Source organism: Mesorhizobium sp. M1078 (genome assembly GCF_040318615.1).
In the GTDB taxonomy this organism is placed as follows: Bacteria; Pseudomonadota; Alphaproteobacteria; order Rhizobiales; family Rhizobiaceae; genus Mesorhizobium.
Genome location: NZ_JAMYMP010000024.1, coordinates 1 through 15081, shown reverse-complemented (window position 1 = coordinate 15081; position 15081 = coordinate 1). Strand labels below are relative to the sequence as shown.

The 15081-nt window shown below is 64.3% G+C and carries 12 protein-coding genes; 9 read left to right on the top strand and 3 right to left on the bottom strand.

Translation table 11 applies throughout. The features are described from left to right. Positions 1-10 precede the first annotated feature (10 nt). The 4 genes from ccmI to NKH38_RS24355 are packed head-to-tail and all read left to right on the top strand — an operon-like array spanning position 11 to position 4064. The gene (gene ccmI, locus NKH38_RS24370) at positions 11-1165 is read left to right on the top strand and encodes a c-type cytochrome biogenesis protein CcmI (protein WP_023731026.1); all 1155 of its coding nucleotides are present in this window, start codon (positions 11-13) and stop codon (positions 1163-1165) included. Between the two features lie 3 nt (positions 1166-1168). Next, the gene (gene ccmE / locus NKH38_RS24365) at positions 1169-1612 is read left to right on the top strand and encodes a cytochrome c maturation protein CcmE (protein WP_352763967.1); all 444 of its coding nucleotides are present in this window, start codon (positions 1169-1171) and stop codon (positions 1610-1612) included. Then, positions 1612-3603 (top strand): heme lyase CcmF/NrfE family subunit, encoded by a 1992-nt coding sequence (locus tag NKH38_RS24360; RefSeq protein WP_023731028.1) that lies wholly within the window; start codon positions 1612-1614, stop codon positions 3601-3603. The genes ccmE and NKH38_RS24360 overlap by 1 nt, the downstream gene beginning before the upstream one ends. Next, the gene (locus NKH38_RS24355; RefSeq protein WP_023670181.1) at positions 3600-4064 is read left to right on the top strand and encodes a cytochrome c-type biogenesis protein; all 465 of its coding nucleotides are present in this window, start codon (positions 3600-3602) and stop codon (positions 4062-4064) included. Before NKH38_RS24360 ends, NKH38_RS24355 begins: the two co-directional genes overlap by 4 nt. Here the strand turns inward: NKH38_RS24355 and NKH38_RS24350 are convergent. Both NKH38_RS24350 and NKH38_RS24345 read right to left on the bottom strand, forming a co-directional pair. Next, a complete protein-coding gene (locus NKH38_RS24350; protein WP_023670182.1) occupies positions 4061-4369 on the bottom strand; it encodes a type II toxin-antitoxin system RelE/ParE family toxin in 309 nt (102 codons plus the stop codon). The two genes, NKH38_RS24355 and NKH38_RS24350, sit on opposite strands and share 4 nt — an antisense overlap. Then, positions 4366-4635: a CopG family ribbon-helix-helix protein gene (locus NKH38_RS24345; protein WP_023684527.1), complete on the bottom strand. Its 270-nt coding sequence runs from the start codon at positions 4633-4635 to the stop codon at positions 4366-4368. Before NKH38_RS24345 ends, NKH38_RS24350 begins: the two co-directional genes overlap by 4 nt. Positions 4636-4826: 191 nt before the next feature. Between NKH38_RS24345 and NKH38_RS24340 the strand changes: the two genes are divergently transcribed. The 5 genes from NKH38_RS24340 to NKH38_RS24320 all read left to right on the top strand — a co-directional run bounded on the left by NKH38_RS24340 (position 4827) and on the right by NKH38_RS24320 (position 12395). Next, entirely contained in the window at positions 4827-6380 is a 1554-nt protein-coding gene (locus NKH38_RS24340) for a Do family serine endopeptidase (RefSeq protein ID WP_023702184.1), read from the top strand. 253 nt (positions 6381-6633) lie between these two features. Next, positions 6634-7308, top strand: coding sequence for a response regulator transcription factor (locus NKH38_RS24335; protein ID WP_023670185.1), 675 nt, complete (start codon positions 6634-6636; stop codon positions 7306-7308). Positions 7309-7415: 107 nt separating this feature from the next. Next, a complete protein-coding gene (locus NKH38_RS24330) occupies positions 7416-8891 on the top strand; it encodes a sensor histidine kinase (protein WP_023692818.1) in 1476 nt (491 codons plus the stop codon). After that, the gene (locus tag NKH38_RS24325; RefSeq protein ID WP_352763971.1) at positions 8891-11857 is read left to right on the top strand and encodes a bifunctional [glutamine synthetase] adenylyltransferase/[glutamine synthetase]-adenylyl-L-tyrosine phosphorylase; all 2967 of its coding nucleotides are present in this window, start codon (positions 8891-8893) and stop codon (positions 11855-11857) included. The genes NKH38_RS24330 and NKH38_RS24325 overlap by 1 nt, the downstream gene beginning before the upstream one ends. 64 nt (positions 11858-11921) lie before the next feature. Then, complete coding sequence (locus tag NKH38_RS24320; RefSeq protein ID WP_023702181.1) at positions 11922-12395, top strand: EF-hand domain-containing protein; 474 nt, start codon at positions 11922-11924, stop codon at positions 12393-12395. Positions 12396-12499: 104 nt separating this feature from the next. On the opposite strand, the gene NKH38_RS24315 is transcribed toward NKH38_RS24320, so the two are convergent. Then, positions 12500-14821 (bottom strand): PAS domain-containing sensor histidine kinase, encoded by a 2322-nt coding sequence (locus tag NKH38_RS24315; RefSeq protein WP_352763975.1) that lies wholly within the window; start codon positions 14819-14821, stop codon positions 12500-12502. Between the last annotated feature and the right edge of the window lie 260 nt (positions 14822-15081).

Genomic DNA, 15081 nt, shown 5'->3' with positions numbered 1-15081 from the left:
TGGAAGAACCATGCTGTTCTGGGTCATAGCCGCAATCCTCACGCTAGGCGCAAGCCTGACGGTGCTGCTGCCGCTGACCAGTGGCGGCAAGGACGCTCCGACCAGCAGCGACCACGACCTCGAAGTCTATCGCGACCAACTGGCCGAGCTTGAGCGTGACGCCGCGCGCGGGCTGATCCAGCCGGCGGAAGCCGAGGAGGCGCGCGCCGAAATCGCCCGCCGCATCCTTCGCCTGGGAGATGTTGGTCAAGCCAATGTCGGTCAAGCCGATGCGCCTGGCACGCGGCAGCCGTCAAAGGCGGCAAGGCTGGTGGCAACGGCTGCGGTACTGGCGGTCCCTCTGCTCAGCTGGGGCCTTTACAGCCAGCTCGGCTCGCCGGATCTGCCGTCGCAGCCGCTTGCCGAACGGCTGGCCAAGAATCCGGCCGATAGTTCGGTCGACGAGTTGGTGGCGCGCGCCGAGGCCCATCTTGCCGCCAACCCTGGCGATGGACGCGGCTGGGACGTGCTCGCCCCGATCTATCTGCGCCTGCAGCGCTTTCCCGATGCCGTGACCGCCTATCGCAATGCCATCCGCCTCGATGGCGACACGGCTGCCCGCGAGGCCGGTCTCGGCGAAGCGATCGCCAATGCGGCCGGCGGCATCGTTTCGGCCGATGCGCAATACGCTTTCGAACAGGCGCTAAAACTCGACCCGGGAAACGCGAAAGCCTCGTTCTATTTGGCGATGGCGCTGGCCCAGGAAGGCCGCATACCCGAGGCAACCACGGCTTGGCAGAAAATGCTCGATTCCCTGCCGCAGGATTCGCCATGGCGCGGAGCTGTCCAACAGGCACTGGCCGAGGCCGCCAACCGCAGCGTCGCGTCAGGAGAGCCCGCCAAAGGCCCCGACGCCGCAGCCGTCGATGCCGCCTCGTCGATGGCGCCGCAGGACAGGCAGGCCATGATCGAAACCATGGTCGCCGGCCTCGACGAAAAATTGCGGCAAAATCCGCGCGACACGGAAGGATGGATGCGGCTCATTCGTTCCTATGTTGTGCTGGGCAAGGCCGACCAGGCGCGCGACGCGCTGCATCGCGGTATTGCCGTGTTTGGCGCCGACAGTGAGGAAGCGAAGAAATTCACCGCCTTTGCCGCCTCGCTCGGCCTGACGGCGACGGAGTAGGACATGACGCGCAAGCAGAAGCGATTGTCGGTGATTGTCGGAGGTCTTGCCTTCTTCGGCGCCGCCACCGGGCTGACCTTCTATGCGTTGGGCCAGAAGGCCTCCTATTTCTATATGCCCGCCGATCTGACCACCGCCAGCTTGCAGCCGGGACAGCGCATCAGGCTCGGCGGCCTCGTCGAAAAGGGCACGGTCGTGCGCGGGCAGGGCGCGGCGGTTGCGTTCTCGGTCACCGACACGCACAAATCGGTCAAGGTCAGCTATACCGGCATCCTGCCCGATCTGTTCCGCGAGGAGCAGGGCGTCATCACCGAAGGCAGCTTTGGCGCCGACGGCGTTTTCGTCGCCGACAGCGTGCTGGCCAAGCATGACGAGCGCTACATGCCCAAGGAAGTCGCTGACGGGCTGAAGGCCAAGGGCGTGTGGCAAGAGAGCAAGAGCCAGTAATGGTTGAGACCGGACACTTCGCGCTCGTCCTCGCCTTTGTGCTGTCGCTGGTGCAGACGCTGGTGCCGCTGATCGGCGCCCGTACCGGCAACCAGAGGCTGATGGCTGTCGGCGGTCCCGTCACGGTCACAGGCTTCGCGCTCACGGCGCTATCGTTCGCAGCACTCGCCGGCGCCTATGCAAGTTCCGATTTCTCGGTGGCGAGCGTGTGGGAAAACTCGCATTCGCTGCAGCCGCTGATCTACAAGATCACCGGAACCTGGGGCAATCACGAAGGCTCGATGCTGCTCTGGGTGCTGATCCTGACCTTCTTCGGTGCGCTGGTCGCCGTCTTCGGCTCCAACCTTCCGGCGACGCTGCGCGCCAATGTGCTGGCCGTGCAGGGGGCTATCGGCGCCACCTTCTTCCTGTTCATCCTGGCGACATCCAATCCGTTCACCCGGCTCAATCCGGCGCCGATCGAGGGCCGCGATCTCAACCCGGTCCTGCAGGATCTTGGCCTCGCCATCCATCCGCCGCTGCTCTATCTCGGCTATGTCGGGTTCTCTATCTGCTTTTCCTTCTCGGTCGCCGCCCTCATCGAAGGCCGCATCGATGCCTCCTGGGCGCGCTGGGTGCGGCCGTGGACGCTGGTCGCCTGGATGTTCCTCACCGGCGGCATCGCGATGGGCTCCTACTGGGCCTATTACGAGCTCGGCTGGGGCGGCTTCTGGTTCTGGGATCCGGTCGAAAACGCCTCCTTTATGCCGTGGCTGGCCGGCACGGCTCTTCTGCATTCGGCGATCGTCATGGAGAAGCGTTCGGCGCTCAAGATCTGGACGCTGCTGCTTGCCATCCTCACCTTCTCGCTCTCGCTGCTCGGCACCTTCCTGGTGCGCTCCGGCGTGCTGACCTCGGTGCATGCTTTCGCCACCGATCCGACCCGCGGCATCTTCATCCTGTGCATTTTGACGCTGTTCATCGGCGGCTCGCTGGCCCTGTTTGCGCTGCGCGCCTCGCGGCTGACGGCCGGCGGCCTGTTCCACCCGATCTCGCGCGAAGGCGTGCTTGTCCTCAACAATCTGTTCCTGACCACGGCCACCGCCACCGTGCTGGTCGGCACGCTCTATCCGCTCGCGGTCGAGGCGCTTTCGGCCGGCAAGATCTCGGTCGGCGCCCCCTTCTTCAACCTGACATTCGGCCCGCTGATGGTGCCGCTGCTGGTCGTGGTTCCGTTCGGGCCGCTGCTAGCCTGGAAGCGCGGCGACCTCTATGCCGTCGCTCAGCGCCTGATGGCGGCTTTCGGCGCCGCTCTCCTGGCGATGCTGGTCACGGGGCTGTTTATCGACGGCGCGTCGGTGTTCGCCGCCCTTGGTGTCGGCCTCGCCTGCTGGCTGGTCTGCGGCGCGCTCACCGACCTCGCCGTCAAGTCCGGCTTTGGCAATGTGTCGCCCGCCATCATGCTGCGCCGTTTCGCCGGCCTGCCGCGTTCGGTGTTCGGCACTGCACTTGCCCATCTCGGCCTCGGGCTGACGACGCTCGGCATTGTCGGCACGCTGTGCTTCGGCACCGAAAGGATACTGTCGATGCATGCCGGCGAGAGCGTCGAACTCTCCGGCCACACGCTGCGTTTCGACGGCCTCTTCCCGGCGCAGGGTCCGAATTACAGCGAGCAGCGCGGCCGCTTTTCCGTGATCGGCGCCGGTGGCGGCGTTTCAGCCGAGATCACCTCGGCCAAGCGCTTCTTTCCGGTGCGGCAGACGACGACGACCGAATCCGGCATCGAGACGATCGGCTTCAGCCAACTCTATCTGTCGCTGGGCGATGAGGGCACCGATGGGTCGGTCGTGGTGCGCCTGTGGTGGAAGCCGCTGGTGACGCTGATCTGGGGCGGAGCTCTGGTGATGATGGCGGGAGCCGCAATGTCGCTGCTCGACCGGCGCCTGCGGGTTGGCGCACCCTCGCGCCGCCGCAAGCAGGCAGCCTCCATGCCGTCGGCAGGCGCGCCGTGAGCACCAGGTTCTCGTTGGCCTCGCTCACCCTGCTTCTGGCGCTGCTGTTTGCCGGCGCGGCGCAAGCGGTGAAACCGGACGAGGTTCTCACCGATCCGGCGCTCGAGGCGAGGGCGCGGCTACTGTCGGAAGGCCTGCGCTGCATGGTCTGCCAGAACCAGTCCATCGACGAATCCGATGCAGACCTCGCCCGCGACCTGCGCATCCTGGTGCGCCAGCGCCTGGTTGCCGGCGATACCGACCAGCAGGTGATGGACTATATCGTGTCGCGCTACGGCGAGTTCGTGCTGTTGAAGCCGCGCTTCAGCCCGCGCAACGCCTTGCTTTGGGGCACGCCGGTGCTTCTGCTTCTAGTCGGCGGCATTTTCATTGTGCTGACCACACGCTCCCGCCGCTCGTTGGCAACCAAGGCGCTGAGCGCCGAGGAACAGGCGGCGCTGGACAAGATGCTGAGCGACTAGCTCGGCCATTCCTCCAAAGGCCAGTCCCGCGACGTGTGGATGGCGCGCAGGATAACAATGCTCTGACGGCCGGCGATCAGGCGCAATTCATAGGCAATGATGTAGGGCAGGCGGCCGATGGGCTTCTCATAAGTGCCTGTTACCCGGCCAGGTCGGCCCGTCGCCATATCACCAAGGCCCCGGCCCATTTCACGGATACGGTCCGCGAGGCGTCGGGCGGCGGCAGGATTGTCCTGAGCGATAAAGGCAACTTGCTGCGTGAGATCGTCCAGCGCTTCTCGCGACCAGGTGACGAACCGCTTCACGCCTTGCCTGCGCGCCTGGCTTTCGCTGCTTCGATCACCGCGTCGAGCTCCGCCATGGCGTCGTCGTGGGGCACGACACGGCCAGCCTCTGCGTCGGCCATGCCACGTTTTATGCCTTCGATGATATCCAGCTCGCGATCGACATAGGCTGAGACCGCCTCGGCGGCGAGGAACGATTTACTACGCCTGGTATCGGTAGCGATCTGCTCCAGCTTCAGCTTGGTCTCGGACGAGACTCGAATGGTCATGGTGGTGCTTGCTGTCATTGTGAAAGCCTTGTGCTGAGTTGTGTACACCATAGGGCAGCAGGCGAGCGCAACCAAGCGATTTGTGCGACCGCCCAACATTACAAAACTTTCATGCACCGGAAATGGCGCCGTAATGTGCGCCTCTCTATTTCTCTTGTCCGAGGATGCTCTGCCTGAGCCGCATCCAGTGAAAAGAGGATACGAGACCCATGACTATCGCCCCCAACCCATATTCCCGCACCCGCAAACGCCTGTTGGCCGCCGCCGCTTCGCTGGCCATTGCCGGCGGCATCGGTTTCGGCGCCGTTGCCACTGGTACAGCTCCCGTTCTGGCCGACGCCGTGCGGGTCGAAGCGCCCCAGGTGCCGGGCTTTGCCGATGTCGTCGAGCGCGTTTCGCCGGCCGTGGTCAGCGTCAAGGTCAAGGCCAAGATCGAGCCTGCCGCCGATGACGGCTCCGACCAGTCCGACGATCCGGACGGCATGAACAACCTGCCCGACAATCCGCAGCTGCGCCAGTTCTTCAAGCAATTCCGCGGCTTTGGTGATCAGAACGGCCATGACGGCGGCAATCGTCGCTTCAGCCACCGCGACCATAACAACGACCAGCCGCGTCCGGTGGCGCAGGGTTCTGGCTTCTTCATCTCCGATGACGGCTATCTCGTCACCAACAACCATGTCGTCGAGGAAGGCTCCGCCTTCACAGTGGTGATGAATGACGGCAAGGAGCTTGACGCCAAGCTGATCGGCACCGATCCGCGCACCGATCTGGCGGTGCTCAAGGTCGATGGCGTCGGCAAGTTCACCTATGTCGATTTCGCCGACGATTCCAAGGTTCGCGTCGGCGACTGGGTGGTGGCCGTCGGCAATCCGTTCGGCCTCGGCGGCACCGTCACCGCCGGCATCGTCTCGGCCCGTGGCCGTGATATCGGCGCCGGTCCCTATGATGACTTCATCCAGATAGACGCTTCGGTCAACCGCGGCAATTCGGGCGGCCCGACCTTCAACCTTAACGGCCAGGTCGTCGGCATCAACACCGCGATCTTCTCGCCGTCGGGCGGAAGCGTCGGCATCGCCTTCGACATTCCGGCCTCGACCGCCAAGCAGGTGGTGCAGGATCTGATGAAGAGCGGCTCGGTGCAGCGTGGCTGGCTCGGCGTCGAAATCCAGCCGGTTACATCGGACATCGCCGAATCGCTGGGCCTGAAGTCGCAGAACGGGGCTCTGGTTTCGGGCGCCCAGGACGGTGGCCCCGGCAAGAAGGCCGGCATCACCGCCGGTGACGTGATCACCCAGGTCGAAGGCAAGGACGTCGCATCGCCGAAGGAACTGGCTCGTCTGATCGGCGCCTACCCACCCGGCAAGTCGGTCGACGTCACGGTGTGGCGCGACGGCAAGAGCCAGACCATCAAGGTCGATCTCGGCACGTTGCCATCCACTGACAAGCAGGCCTCGGCCGACCCGCAGCAGCCCGCGGCACCGGCAAAGCCCGCCGCGCTGGCCGATCTCGGCCTCACCGTCACCAAGTCGGAAAACGGCAAGGGCCTGGTGGTGACCGATGTCGATCCCGACAGCGATGCCGCCGACCGCGGCATCCAGCCCGGCGATGTCATCACCTCGGTCAACTCGACGGAGGTGAACGGCACCGACGACGTCGCCAAGGCGATGGCCGATGCGGTCAAGTCCGGCCGCAAGGCGGTGCTGATGCAGATCACCCGCGACGATTCAAACCGCTTCGTCGCGCTGCCAGTCGCCAAAGGCTGACATCACACAGTTTCCAGTGCGGCGGTTTCAACACCCCCGAGCCGCCGCACGGGAAGCAAGGGGCCGAACGCGTTAGTCAGTCATCGTGTTCTGCTCCCGGCGGCAGCGGGCCCCCATCGCCCGCTGCCGCTCTAACAGCGAAGCATGTCGCCCAAAAGTGCACTGCGGTTTGGCAAAACGACATGCTTGAACGAAAGCTTTTGCGCTCATGGCGGCCCCTCAATCTTCCGGCGAAATCGCGTATAACGGCTCTATGAAGATTCTCGTCATAGAAGACGATCGCGAGGCGGCCGACTATATGCAGAAGGCCTTTGCCGAGGCTGGGCACACCGCCCATGTCGCCGGCGACGGCGAAACCGGCTTTGCGCTGGCCGATGCCGGCGACTATGACGTGATGGTCGTCGACCGCATGATGCCACGCCGCGACGGGCTCTCCGTCATTGCCGGCCTGCGCTCGCGCGGCAACACCACGCCGGTGCTGATCCTGTCGGCGCTGGGCGAAGTCGATGACCGCGTCACCGGTCTGCGCGCCGGCGGGGACGACTATCTGACCAAGCCCTATGCCTTTTCCGAATTGCTCGCCCGCGTCGAGGTGCTGAACCGCCGCGCCAGCGCCAGGGAGGCCGAAACCGTCTACAGGGTCGGCGATCTCGAGCTTGACCGGCTGTCCCATTCGGTCAAGCGCGCGGCGCGCGAGATCACGCTGCAGCCGCGCGAATTCCGCCTGCTCGAATATCTGATGCGCCATGCCGGCCAGGTGGTGACGCGCACCATGCTGCTCGAAAATGTCTGGGACTATCATTTCGATCCGCAGACCAACGTCATCGACGTTCACGTCTCGCGCCTGCGTGGCAAGATCGAGAAGGGTTTCGACAAGCCGATCCTGCATACGGTTCGCGGCGCCGGCTATATGCTGAAGAGCGGCTAGAGCATGATCCCAAAAAGTGGGTACCGGTTTTTGGAGAAGATCATGCTCCAACAAAGGGGTAGGTCATGATGAGATTTCAGCCAAATCTCATCATGAGCTAGAACTCGATGGCCCTTTCCCTGCCGGCCATCATGAGGACGACGGCGGCGCGGCTTTCAGCGCTTTATTTCCTGCTTTTCGCGCTATGTGCCGTGTTGCTGGTCTTCTACATGACGTCGTTGTCGGCCCGCATGCTGACCGGCCAGACCCAGCAGACCATCAATGACGAGGTGCTCGGCCTCGCCCGTGCCTATCAGAGCGGCGGCCTGCCGCGGCTGGTGCGCGTCGTCGAGCAGCGCTCGCGCCAGCCCGGCGCCAACCTCTATCTCATTGCCGACGTCAACGGCCAGATCCTCACCGGCAACGTGCAGAGCCTGGCACCGGGGGTGCTCGAGACCGATGGCTGGACGACCGAACCCTTCTCCTATCGCCGTTTCGGCGAAGGTGAGCTCGAACGGCAGCGCAACCAGGCTTCTGACCCGAATGGCGCGCAGCCCGGCGAGACCGAAATTCAGTCCGAGGGCGAGAAGGGCCACAACGCCATCGCGCTGGTGCTGCGGCTGCCCAACCAGATGATCATGCTTGTCGGTCGCGATCTCGGCGAGCCCGAGCGCTTCCGCGCCGTCGTCCGCCGCGCCCTGATGCTGGCGCTGGGCATGATGGGCCTGGGCGGGCTGCTGATCTGGTTCCTTGTCGGCCGCGCCGCGCTGAAGCGCATCGACAGCGTCTCGGAGGCAAGCCGCCGCATTATGGGCGGCGATCTCACGGGACGGCTGCCGGTGACCGGCGCCGGCGATGAGTTCGACCGCCTGTCGGAAAACCTCAACACCATGCTGGCCAGGATCGCGACGCTGAACGAAGGGCTGAAGCAGGTCTCCGACAACATCGCCCATGATTTGAAGACGCCGCTGACCAGACTGCGCAACCGCGCCGAGGCCACACTTTCGGGCAAGCACAAGACCACCGACTACCGGCAGGCGCTGGAAGGCACCATCGCCGAATCCGACCAGCTGATAAAAACCTTCAACGCCATCCTGATGATCTCCAGGCTGGAGGCCGGCTATTCCTCGGAGAGCACCAGCAAGGTCGATCTCGCCGCCGCGGTGCATGACGTTGTCGAGCTTTATGAGCCGGTGGCGGAGGAGGCTGGCGTGGTGCTTGAAACTGCCGCGGACGGGAATTTTTCCGTCGATGGCAACCGCGAGCTGATCGGCCAGGCACTGTCGAACATCGTCGACAACGCCATCAAATACTCGACCGATGCGACGGAAAAGCCTGCCGTGCGCGTAGCCCTGCAGCGCGTCGGTCACGAAATCCGCCTTTCCGTTTCCGACAATGGCCATGGCATCCCCGACGACGCCGACCGCGCCAGGGCGACCGAGCGCTTTGTGCGGCTGGAAAAGAGCCGCTCCCAGCCGGGATCAGGCCTTGGTCTCAGCCTCGCCAAGGCGATCATGACTTTTCACAATGGCCGGCTTGAACTTCTGCCTGCCAATCCCGGATTGTCCGTTATCATGAGCTTCCCGGCGCGGGAGGACCATTGATGGCGGTGAGGATGGCTGCGAAACGGATCGAGACCGAATGGCGCCTGCAACTGGCGGCGCAGCTCGCGCCGCTGGATGAGACTCGCGCCCGGCGTGAACTGTCGGAGATCGCTGGCGATGCCAAGGACGAGAACCTGCCGCGTCTGGCGAAATTTCTAGGGGGCAAGGGCGCCGCACAGGAGTTTCTCGCTGCCGTCTTCGATCTCTCGCCCTTCCTCCGCGATGTCGCGCGCCGCCGGCCGCAAATCCTCGACGCGCTGTTCGATGACGGTGTCGAGGCCAGGCTGACCAGCATTGCCGAAGCGATCGGCAAGGCCGCCTTTGCCGAGACCGTTTCCGAATCCAGCCTGATGATGGAACTCAGGCAGTGGAAGGGTGAAGGTCACTTCCTGATCGCACTTGCAGACCTCTCCGGCGAGGCCGATACCGCGCTGACGGTAAGGCGCCTCAGCAATCTCGCCGATGCCTGTACCTGCGCGGCGGTCGACTTCCTGCTGCGCGACGCGCACAGCCAGGGCAAGCTCAAATTGCCCGATCCCGAAAATCCGTCACGGCAATCCGGCTGGATCCTGCTCGGCATGGGCAAGCTTGGCGCGCATGAACTGAATTTCTCCTCCGACATCGACCTCGTCGTCTTTTTCGATCCGGATGCGACGGCGATCGTCGATCCGCTGGACGCCACCGAGCTGTTTGCGCGCCTGACCCGCAGGCTGGTCCGCATCCTGCAGGACCGCACCGGGCACGGCTATGTCTTCCGCACCGATTTGAGGCTTCGTCCCGATCCAGGCTCGACGCCGCTGGCGATCTCGGTCGAGGCAGCACTTCGCTACTATGAGGCGCGAGGCCAGAACTGGGAGCGCGCCGCCATGATCAAAGCGCGTCCCGTGGCCGGCGATCTCGATGCCGGGGATGCGTTCCTGCGGGAATTGCAGCCCTATGTCTGGCGCAAATACATGGACTATGCGGCGATCGCCGACGTTCATTCGATCAAGCGCCAGATCCATGCCCACAAGGGTCATGGCGAGATCGCGGTCAAAGGACACAACGTCAAGCTCGGCCGCGGCGGCATTCGCGAAATCGAGTTCTTCGTCCAGACCCAGCAACTGATCGCCGGCGGCCGTTTTCCGGAGCTGCGCGGCCGCGAGACGGTGCCGATGCTGGGTGCGCTGGCCGCGCGCAACTGGATCACCGCCGATGCACGCGACGCGCTAACGCAGCAATATTGGTTTCTGCGCCGCGTCGAACACGCCATCCAGATGGTCGCCGACGAGCAGACGCATATTCTGCCCGACGATGATGAAGGGCTGGAACGCATCGCCCATATGCTGGGCTTTGCCGATGCCGCCAGATTTGCCGAAACCTTTCGCGCGGCTTTGCATGAGGTCGAGCGCCACTACGCCGCGTTGTTCGAGACCGCGCCTGAATTGTCGGCCGGCGTCGGCAATCTGGTCTTCACAGGCGATGTCGACGATCCCGACACGCTGCAGACCTTGCACGGCCTTGGCTTCCAGCGGCCAAGCGACATCTGCCGCGTGATTCGAGGCTGGCATTTCGGCCGCTACCGCGTCACCCAGTCTGCGGAAGCGCGCGAGCGGCTGACCGAACTGACGCCGGCGCTGCTCAAAGCCTTCGGCCAGACGCGCCGGGCCGACGAGGCGCTGGTTCGCTTCGACGAATTCCTCGCCGGCCTGCCCGCCGGCATCCAGCTGTTTTCGCTGCTGCAGTCGAATCCCGCCCTGCTGAAGCTTATGGCGACGATCATGGGCGCCGCGCCTCGGCTGGCGGCAATCATCACAAGGCGCCCGCATGTCTTCGACGGTCTGCTCGACCCGGCGCTGCTCGCCGAACTGCCCAACCGAGCCTATCTCTCAGCGCGGTTGGCCGCTTTCATCGAAGGCGACCGGGCTTATGAGGACGTGCTCGACCGTTTGCGCATCTTTGCCTCCGAGCAGAAATTCCTGATCGGTGTCAGGCTGCTCGCCGGCTCGATCGACCCGGCGCGCGCCGGCCGCGCCTTTTCCGATCTCGCCGACCTCACCATCGACGCCGCATTGCAGGCGGTGACCACCGAATTCGCGCTGCGTCATGGCCGCATCGCCGGCGGCACCGTGTCGCTGCTCGGCATGGGCAAACTCGGCAGCCGCGAGCTCACCGCCGGCTCCGATGTCGACCTCATTCTGCTCTACGACCACGACGCGAATGCCGACGAGTCCGACGGCGACAAGCCGCTCGCACCATCGCACTACTATACCAGGATGACGCAGCGACTGATCGCGGCTGTCTCGGCGCCGACCGCCGAAGGCGTTCTCTACGAGCTCGACCTGCGCTTGCGGCCATCCGGCAACAAGGGGCCGGTGGCCACCCACATCGATGCCTTCAAGAAATACCAGCGCCAGGAGGCCTGGACCTGGGAGCACATGGCGCTGGCCCGGGGGCGCGCCATCGGCGGCGACGCGGCCCTTTGCACCGAGGTCGAGGCCGAGGTCGCGGCACTTCTGGCCTTGCCGCGCGACGCCGCCAAGGTGAGGGCGGAGGCATCCGAGATGCGCGCGCTGATCGAGAAGGAAAAATCGCCGCGCGATCTCTGGGACATCAAGCTCATCTCCGGCGGCCTCATCGACCTCGAATTCATCGCGCAGGTGGCGGTTATAACCGGGCAGGTCGAAGGCGGCCGCAGGGTGACCGCGACCGGCGAAATCCTGGCGCATCTGTCGCCGGATTTCGCCGAGGCTGACGTCAGGCAGCAGCTTTGCGAAGCCTACCAACTCTATCTGGCGCTGACCCAGATGACGCGGCTTTGCCTCACCGGCGCATTCGAACGCGATGACGTTCCGCCGGGACTGTCGGATCTGCTTCTGGCGGTGACTGACCTGCCGGATTTCGGTGTGCTGGAAGCACACCTCAAGGAGACGTCGCAAAAGGTCAGAAAGGATTTCGACCTTTTGCTTCGTACGAAACGGTCGTGAGGGCGTGAAGCGCTGGCGGCTGTTTCGGATCGCATCGGGGGTGACGATGCAACAGGAGATACCCATGAGAAAAACAACCGGACTTGCCCTTGCCTTCGTCGCGCTTGCCGGCGCCGTTGGCACCACCGCCTACGCCGAGAACAATGCCAGCGCCAGAATGCGCGAGGGCGCGATGATGCGCCTCGACAAGGCGATGAAGGATTCCAACGGCACCATCAGCTTCGACCAGTTTTCCGACGCCATGAACGCGCGGCTGAAGAAGCTGGTCGCTGACAATGGCGGCAAGCTGACAGTCGCCCAGCTCGCCGACGCGCTGGAAAAGGCGCGGTTCGAGGAAATGGCCAAGCGCATAGTTGCCCGCTACGACAGCAAGGGCGACGGCACGCTGACCACGGACGACATCACCGGGCGCGAGAAGAAGGTGTTCGCCATGCTCGACCGCAACAATGACGGCAAGATCGAGCGCAACGAACTCCCAAAGAAAGGCCGCATGGGCCGCCACCACCAATGGGACGGCGGCGACGACAGCATGGAGTGAGATGGCGATATGTCTCCGGCGGCGAAAGCCGCCGGAGCCCTTACATGACCGGGGCTACTCAGTCCTTGAACGCGGCGGAGAGCACCGCTCGCATTGGCGGGCCGTCAGGCCGCCGTCTTCACCGCCAGCGCCGGCTTCTTCACCGGAATGCGCACCGACACGATCGTGCCGACGCCTTCGGTCGAGCGGATTTTCAGCGCGCCGCCCTGCAGCTCGGCCAGCGAGCGCGAGATGGCAAGGCCGAGGCCGGAGCCGGCGTGGTTCTTCGAAAACTGGTTCTGCACCTGTTCGAAGGGGCGGCCGAGCTTGCTCAGTGCCTCCTTCGGAATGCCGCAGCCATTGTCCTCGATGGTCAGCACCAGCGCGCCTGACGTGTTGCGGGCGCGCACCGAGATATGGCCGCCCTGGCCGGTGAACTTCACCGCATTCGACAGCAGATTGATGGCGATCTGCTTGATCGCCCGGCGGTCGGCGAACAGCGTCATCGTATCGGCGATGCGGGTTTCGACCGTGATCGATTTCTCCGCCGCCTGCAGCGAGATCACCCGCACCGTCTCGCGGATCAGCGGGCAGAGATCGATTTCCTCGCGGTCCACCGAGAATTGGCCGGCTTCGATCTTCGACATATCGAGTATGTCGTTGATGACGCCGAGCAGATATTTGCCGCTGCCGTTGATGTCGTTGGCATATTCCTCGTAGCGCGGCGAACCGAGCGGCCCGAACAGGCCTTGTTCCATCAGTTCGGAGAACCCGATGATGGCGTTGAGCGGCGTGCGCAGCTCGTGCGACATGTTGGCTAGGAATTCGGATTTGGCCCGATTGGCGGCCTCGGCGCGCTCGGTTTCCTTCATATATTCGCGGTTGAGCTCGACCAGTTCCTTGGCGCGCTCTTCCTCGGCCCGGCGGGCGAGGCTGAGGTCGTGGATGGTCGCCATCAGCCGGCGCTCGCTGTCGACCAGCTTTTCCTGGTGCAGCTTGATCTGGGTGATGTCGGAGCCGACGGAGACCGTGCCGCCGTCCCGGGTCCTCAGTTCGTTGACCTGCAGCCAGCGGCCGTCGGAGAGCTGCCGCTCGAAGGTTGCGCCCCCTTGCGGCCCGTTGGTGTTGGCCAGCCGCCGTTCAGAGGCGAAGGCCAGCATGCGCTCTTCAAGCACGGCGCGCGCAGCGCCCGGCATGACGTCGCGGTCCGACAGGCCGTTGTCCTTCTGGTATTTGGAATTGCACATGATCAGGCGCTGGGCGGCATCCCACAGCACGAAGGATTCGTTGATGTTTTCGATCGCGGTCCGCAGGCGCAGGTCGGCCGCCTCCGAGCGCAGCGCCAGATGCCGCTGCTCGGTGACGTCGACGGCAATGCCGATCAGCTGGATCTCAGGCGCTTCCGGGTCGATCACCTGGGCCCTGGCGCGCATCCACACCCACTGGCCGTCGGCGTGACGCATCCGGAACACCTGGTCGATATGGTCGATCTCGCGCTCGACGATTTTGTTGGCCAGCTCGAACAGGTCGCCGTCCTCGGGGTGGATGATGTCGTCGACCTCGCCGAACGACAGCATCGAGTTGCAGGGCTCGTAGCCCAGCATGTCGTACATCGAGCGCGACCAGTACATCTTGCCGCGCACCATGTCCCAGTCCCACAGGCCGCAGCGACCGCGAACCAGCGCCATGTCGATGCGCTGATGGGCTTCGAGATAGATGCGGTCGGCTGTCTGGGCGCGCGATGCCTGGCCGAAATAGGCGTAGAGGATGATGATCAGCACGCCGGCTGTCAGCACAAACAGCGTGACGTTGAGCGAGACGGTCTTGCGCCAGTTGTCGAACGCCGCTTCCTGCGGCACCAGCACGGCGGCGGCGTTCTTGCGGTCCCGGGTCAGGCTCACCGCCGCGTACCAGTCCTGGCCGCCGATGCTGACATCCATGACCCCGGCGCGGTCGCCGAACATGAACAGCGGCTGGCCGTCCAGCACCAGGCTGTCCAGCGATCGCCCTTGCCAGCCGGTCGACAGCGGCGACACGGCAATGATCTTGAAGGCGCTGTCGGTGATCACAAGCACATGGCTTCTGCCCATGGCGCCCTGGCGGCTCGTGCTTTCCAGAAGATCAATTGCACCGCTGGATGCCGCGGTCGGGTCGGCCGAGATTGCGTTCGCCATCTGGCCGGCGGCGAGACCTAGCACCGCCTTGCCGTCGCGCTCGGCCTCGTCGCGCTCGTTCATCAGCGACAGCACGCGCAGTGCGGCGATGACGATCAGGAAGATGATGATGAGAGCCGGTATCGAACGGCGCAGAAGGGGTTCGGCAGCCAGGAGCCGCCGGTAGGCTGGTTCAGCGATGAGCCGCGTATTGCCGGCGAGGCCGTCGCCTCGCGCCTTGCGCCGCTCAAAAGCCGTCCCTTCGGGCGCGCCCCACGCGTCCGCCTTGGCCATAAATGGCACTCCCCGAATTTCCGTACGCTTGACGATCCGGCAACACCGCACATCCGAATCGTCTGTAAAGAATCAAAGGTGATTCGCCTTGTCCAGAGGCGCGGCCGAAAAACATTAAAAATTGATTGAAATAACGCTGAAATCCCTCCCTTGAGGGCATAGGCGCTAAGATAGGTATTGCCCTGCGGAATCGGGTGTGATTCTACACTGCGATGACACACGAATCGCTTGTTGATGACGGCTGGGCCGAGACGATTGAG

Coding starts and splice junctions, on each gene's coding strand:
- ccmE (WP_352763967.1), top strand. CDS start 1,169: ATGACGCGCAAGCAGAAGCGATTGTCGGTGATTGTCGGAGGTCTTGCC.
- NKH38_RS24325 (WP_352763971.1), top strand. CDS start 8,891: ATGGCGGTGAGGATGGCTGCGAAACGGATCGAGACCGAATGGCGCCTG.
- NKH38_RS24345 (WP_023684527.1), bottom strand. CDS start 4,635: ATGACAGCAAGCACCACCATGACCATTCGAGTCTCGTCCGAGACCAAG.
- ccmI (WP_023731026.1), top strand. CDS start 11: ATGCTGTTCTGGGTCATAGCCGCAATCCTCACGCTAGGCGCAAGCCTG.
- NKH38_RS24335 (WP_023670185.1), top strand. CDS start 6,634: ATGAAGATTCTCGTCATAGAAGACGATCGCGAGGCGGCCGACTATATG.
- NKH38_RS24340 (WP_023702184.1), top strand. CDS start 4,827: ATGACTATCGCCCCCAACCCATATTCCCGCACCCGCAAACGCCTGTTG.
- NKH38_RS24360 (WP_023731028.1), top strand. CDS start 1,612: ATGGTTGAGACCGGACACTTCGCGCTCGTCCTCGCCTTTGTGCTGTCG.
- NKH38_RS24315 (WP_352763975.1), bottom strand. CDS start 14,821: ATGGCCAAGGCGGACGCGTGGGGCGCGCCCGAAGGGACGGCTTTTGAG.
- NKH38_RS24320 (WP_023702181.1), top strand. CDS start 11,922: ATGAGAAAAACAACCGGACTTGCCCTTGCCTTCGTCGCGCTTGCCGGC.
- NKH38_RS24330 (WP_023692818.1), top strand. CDS start 7,416: ATGGCCCTTTCCCTGCCGGCCATCATGAGGACGACGGCGGCGCGGCTT.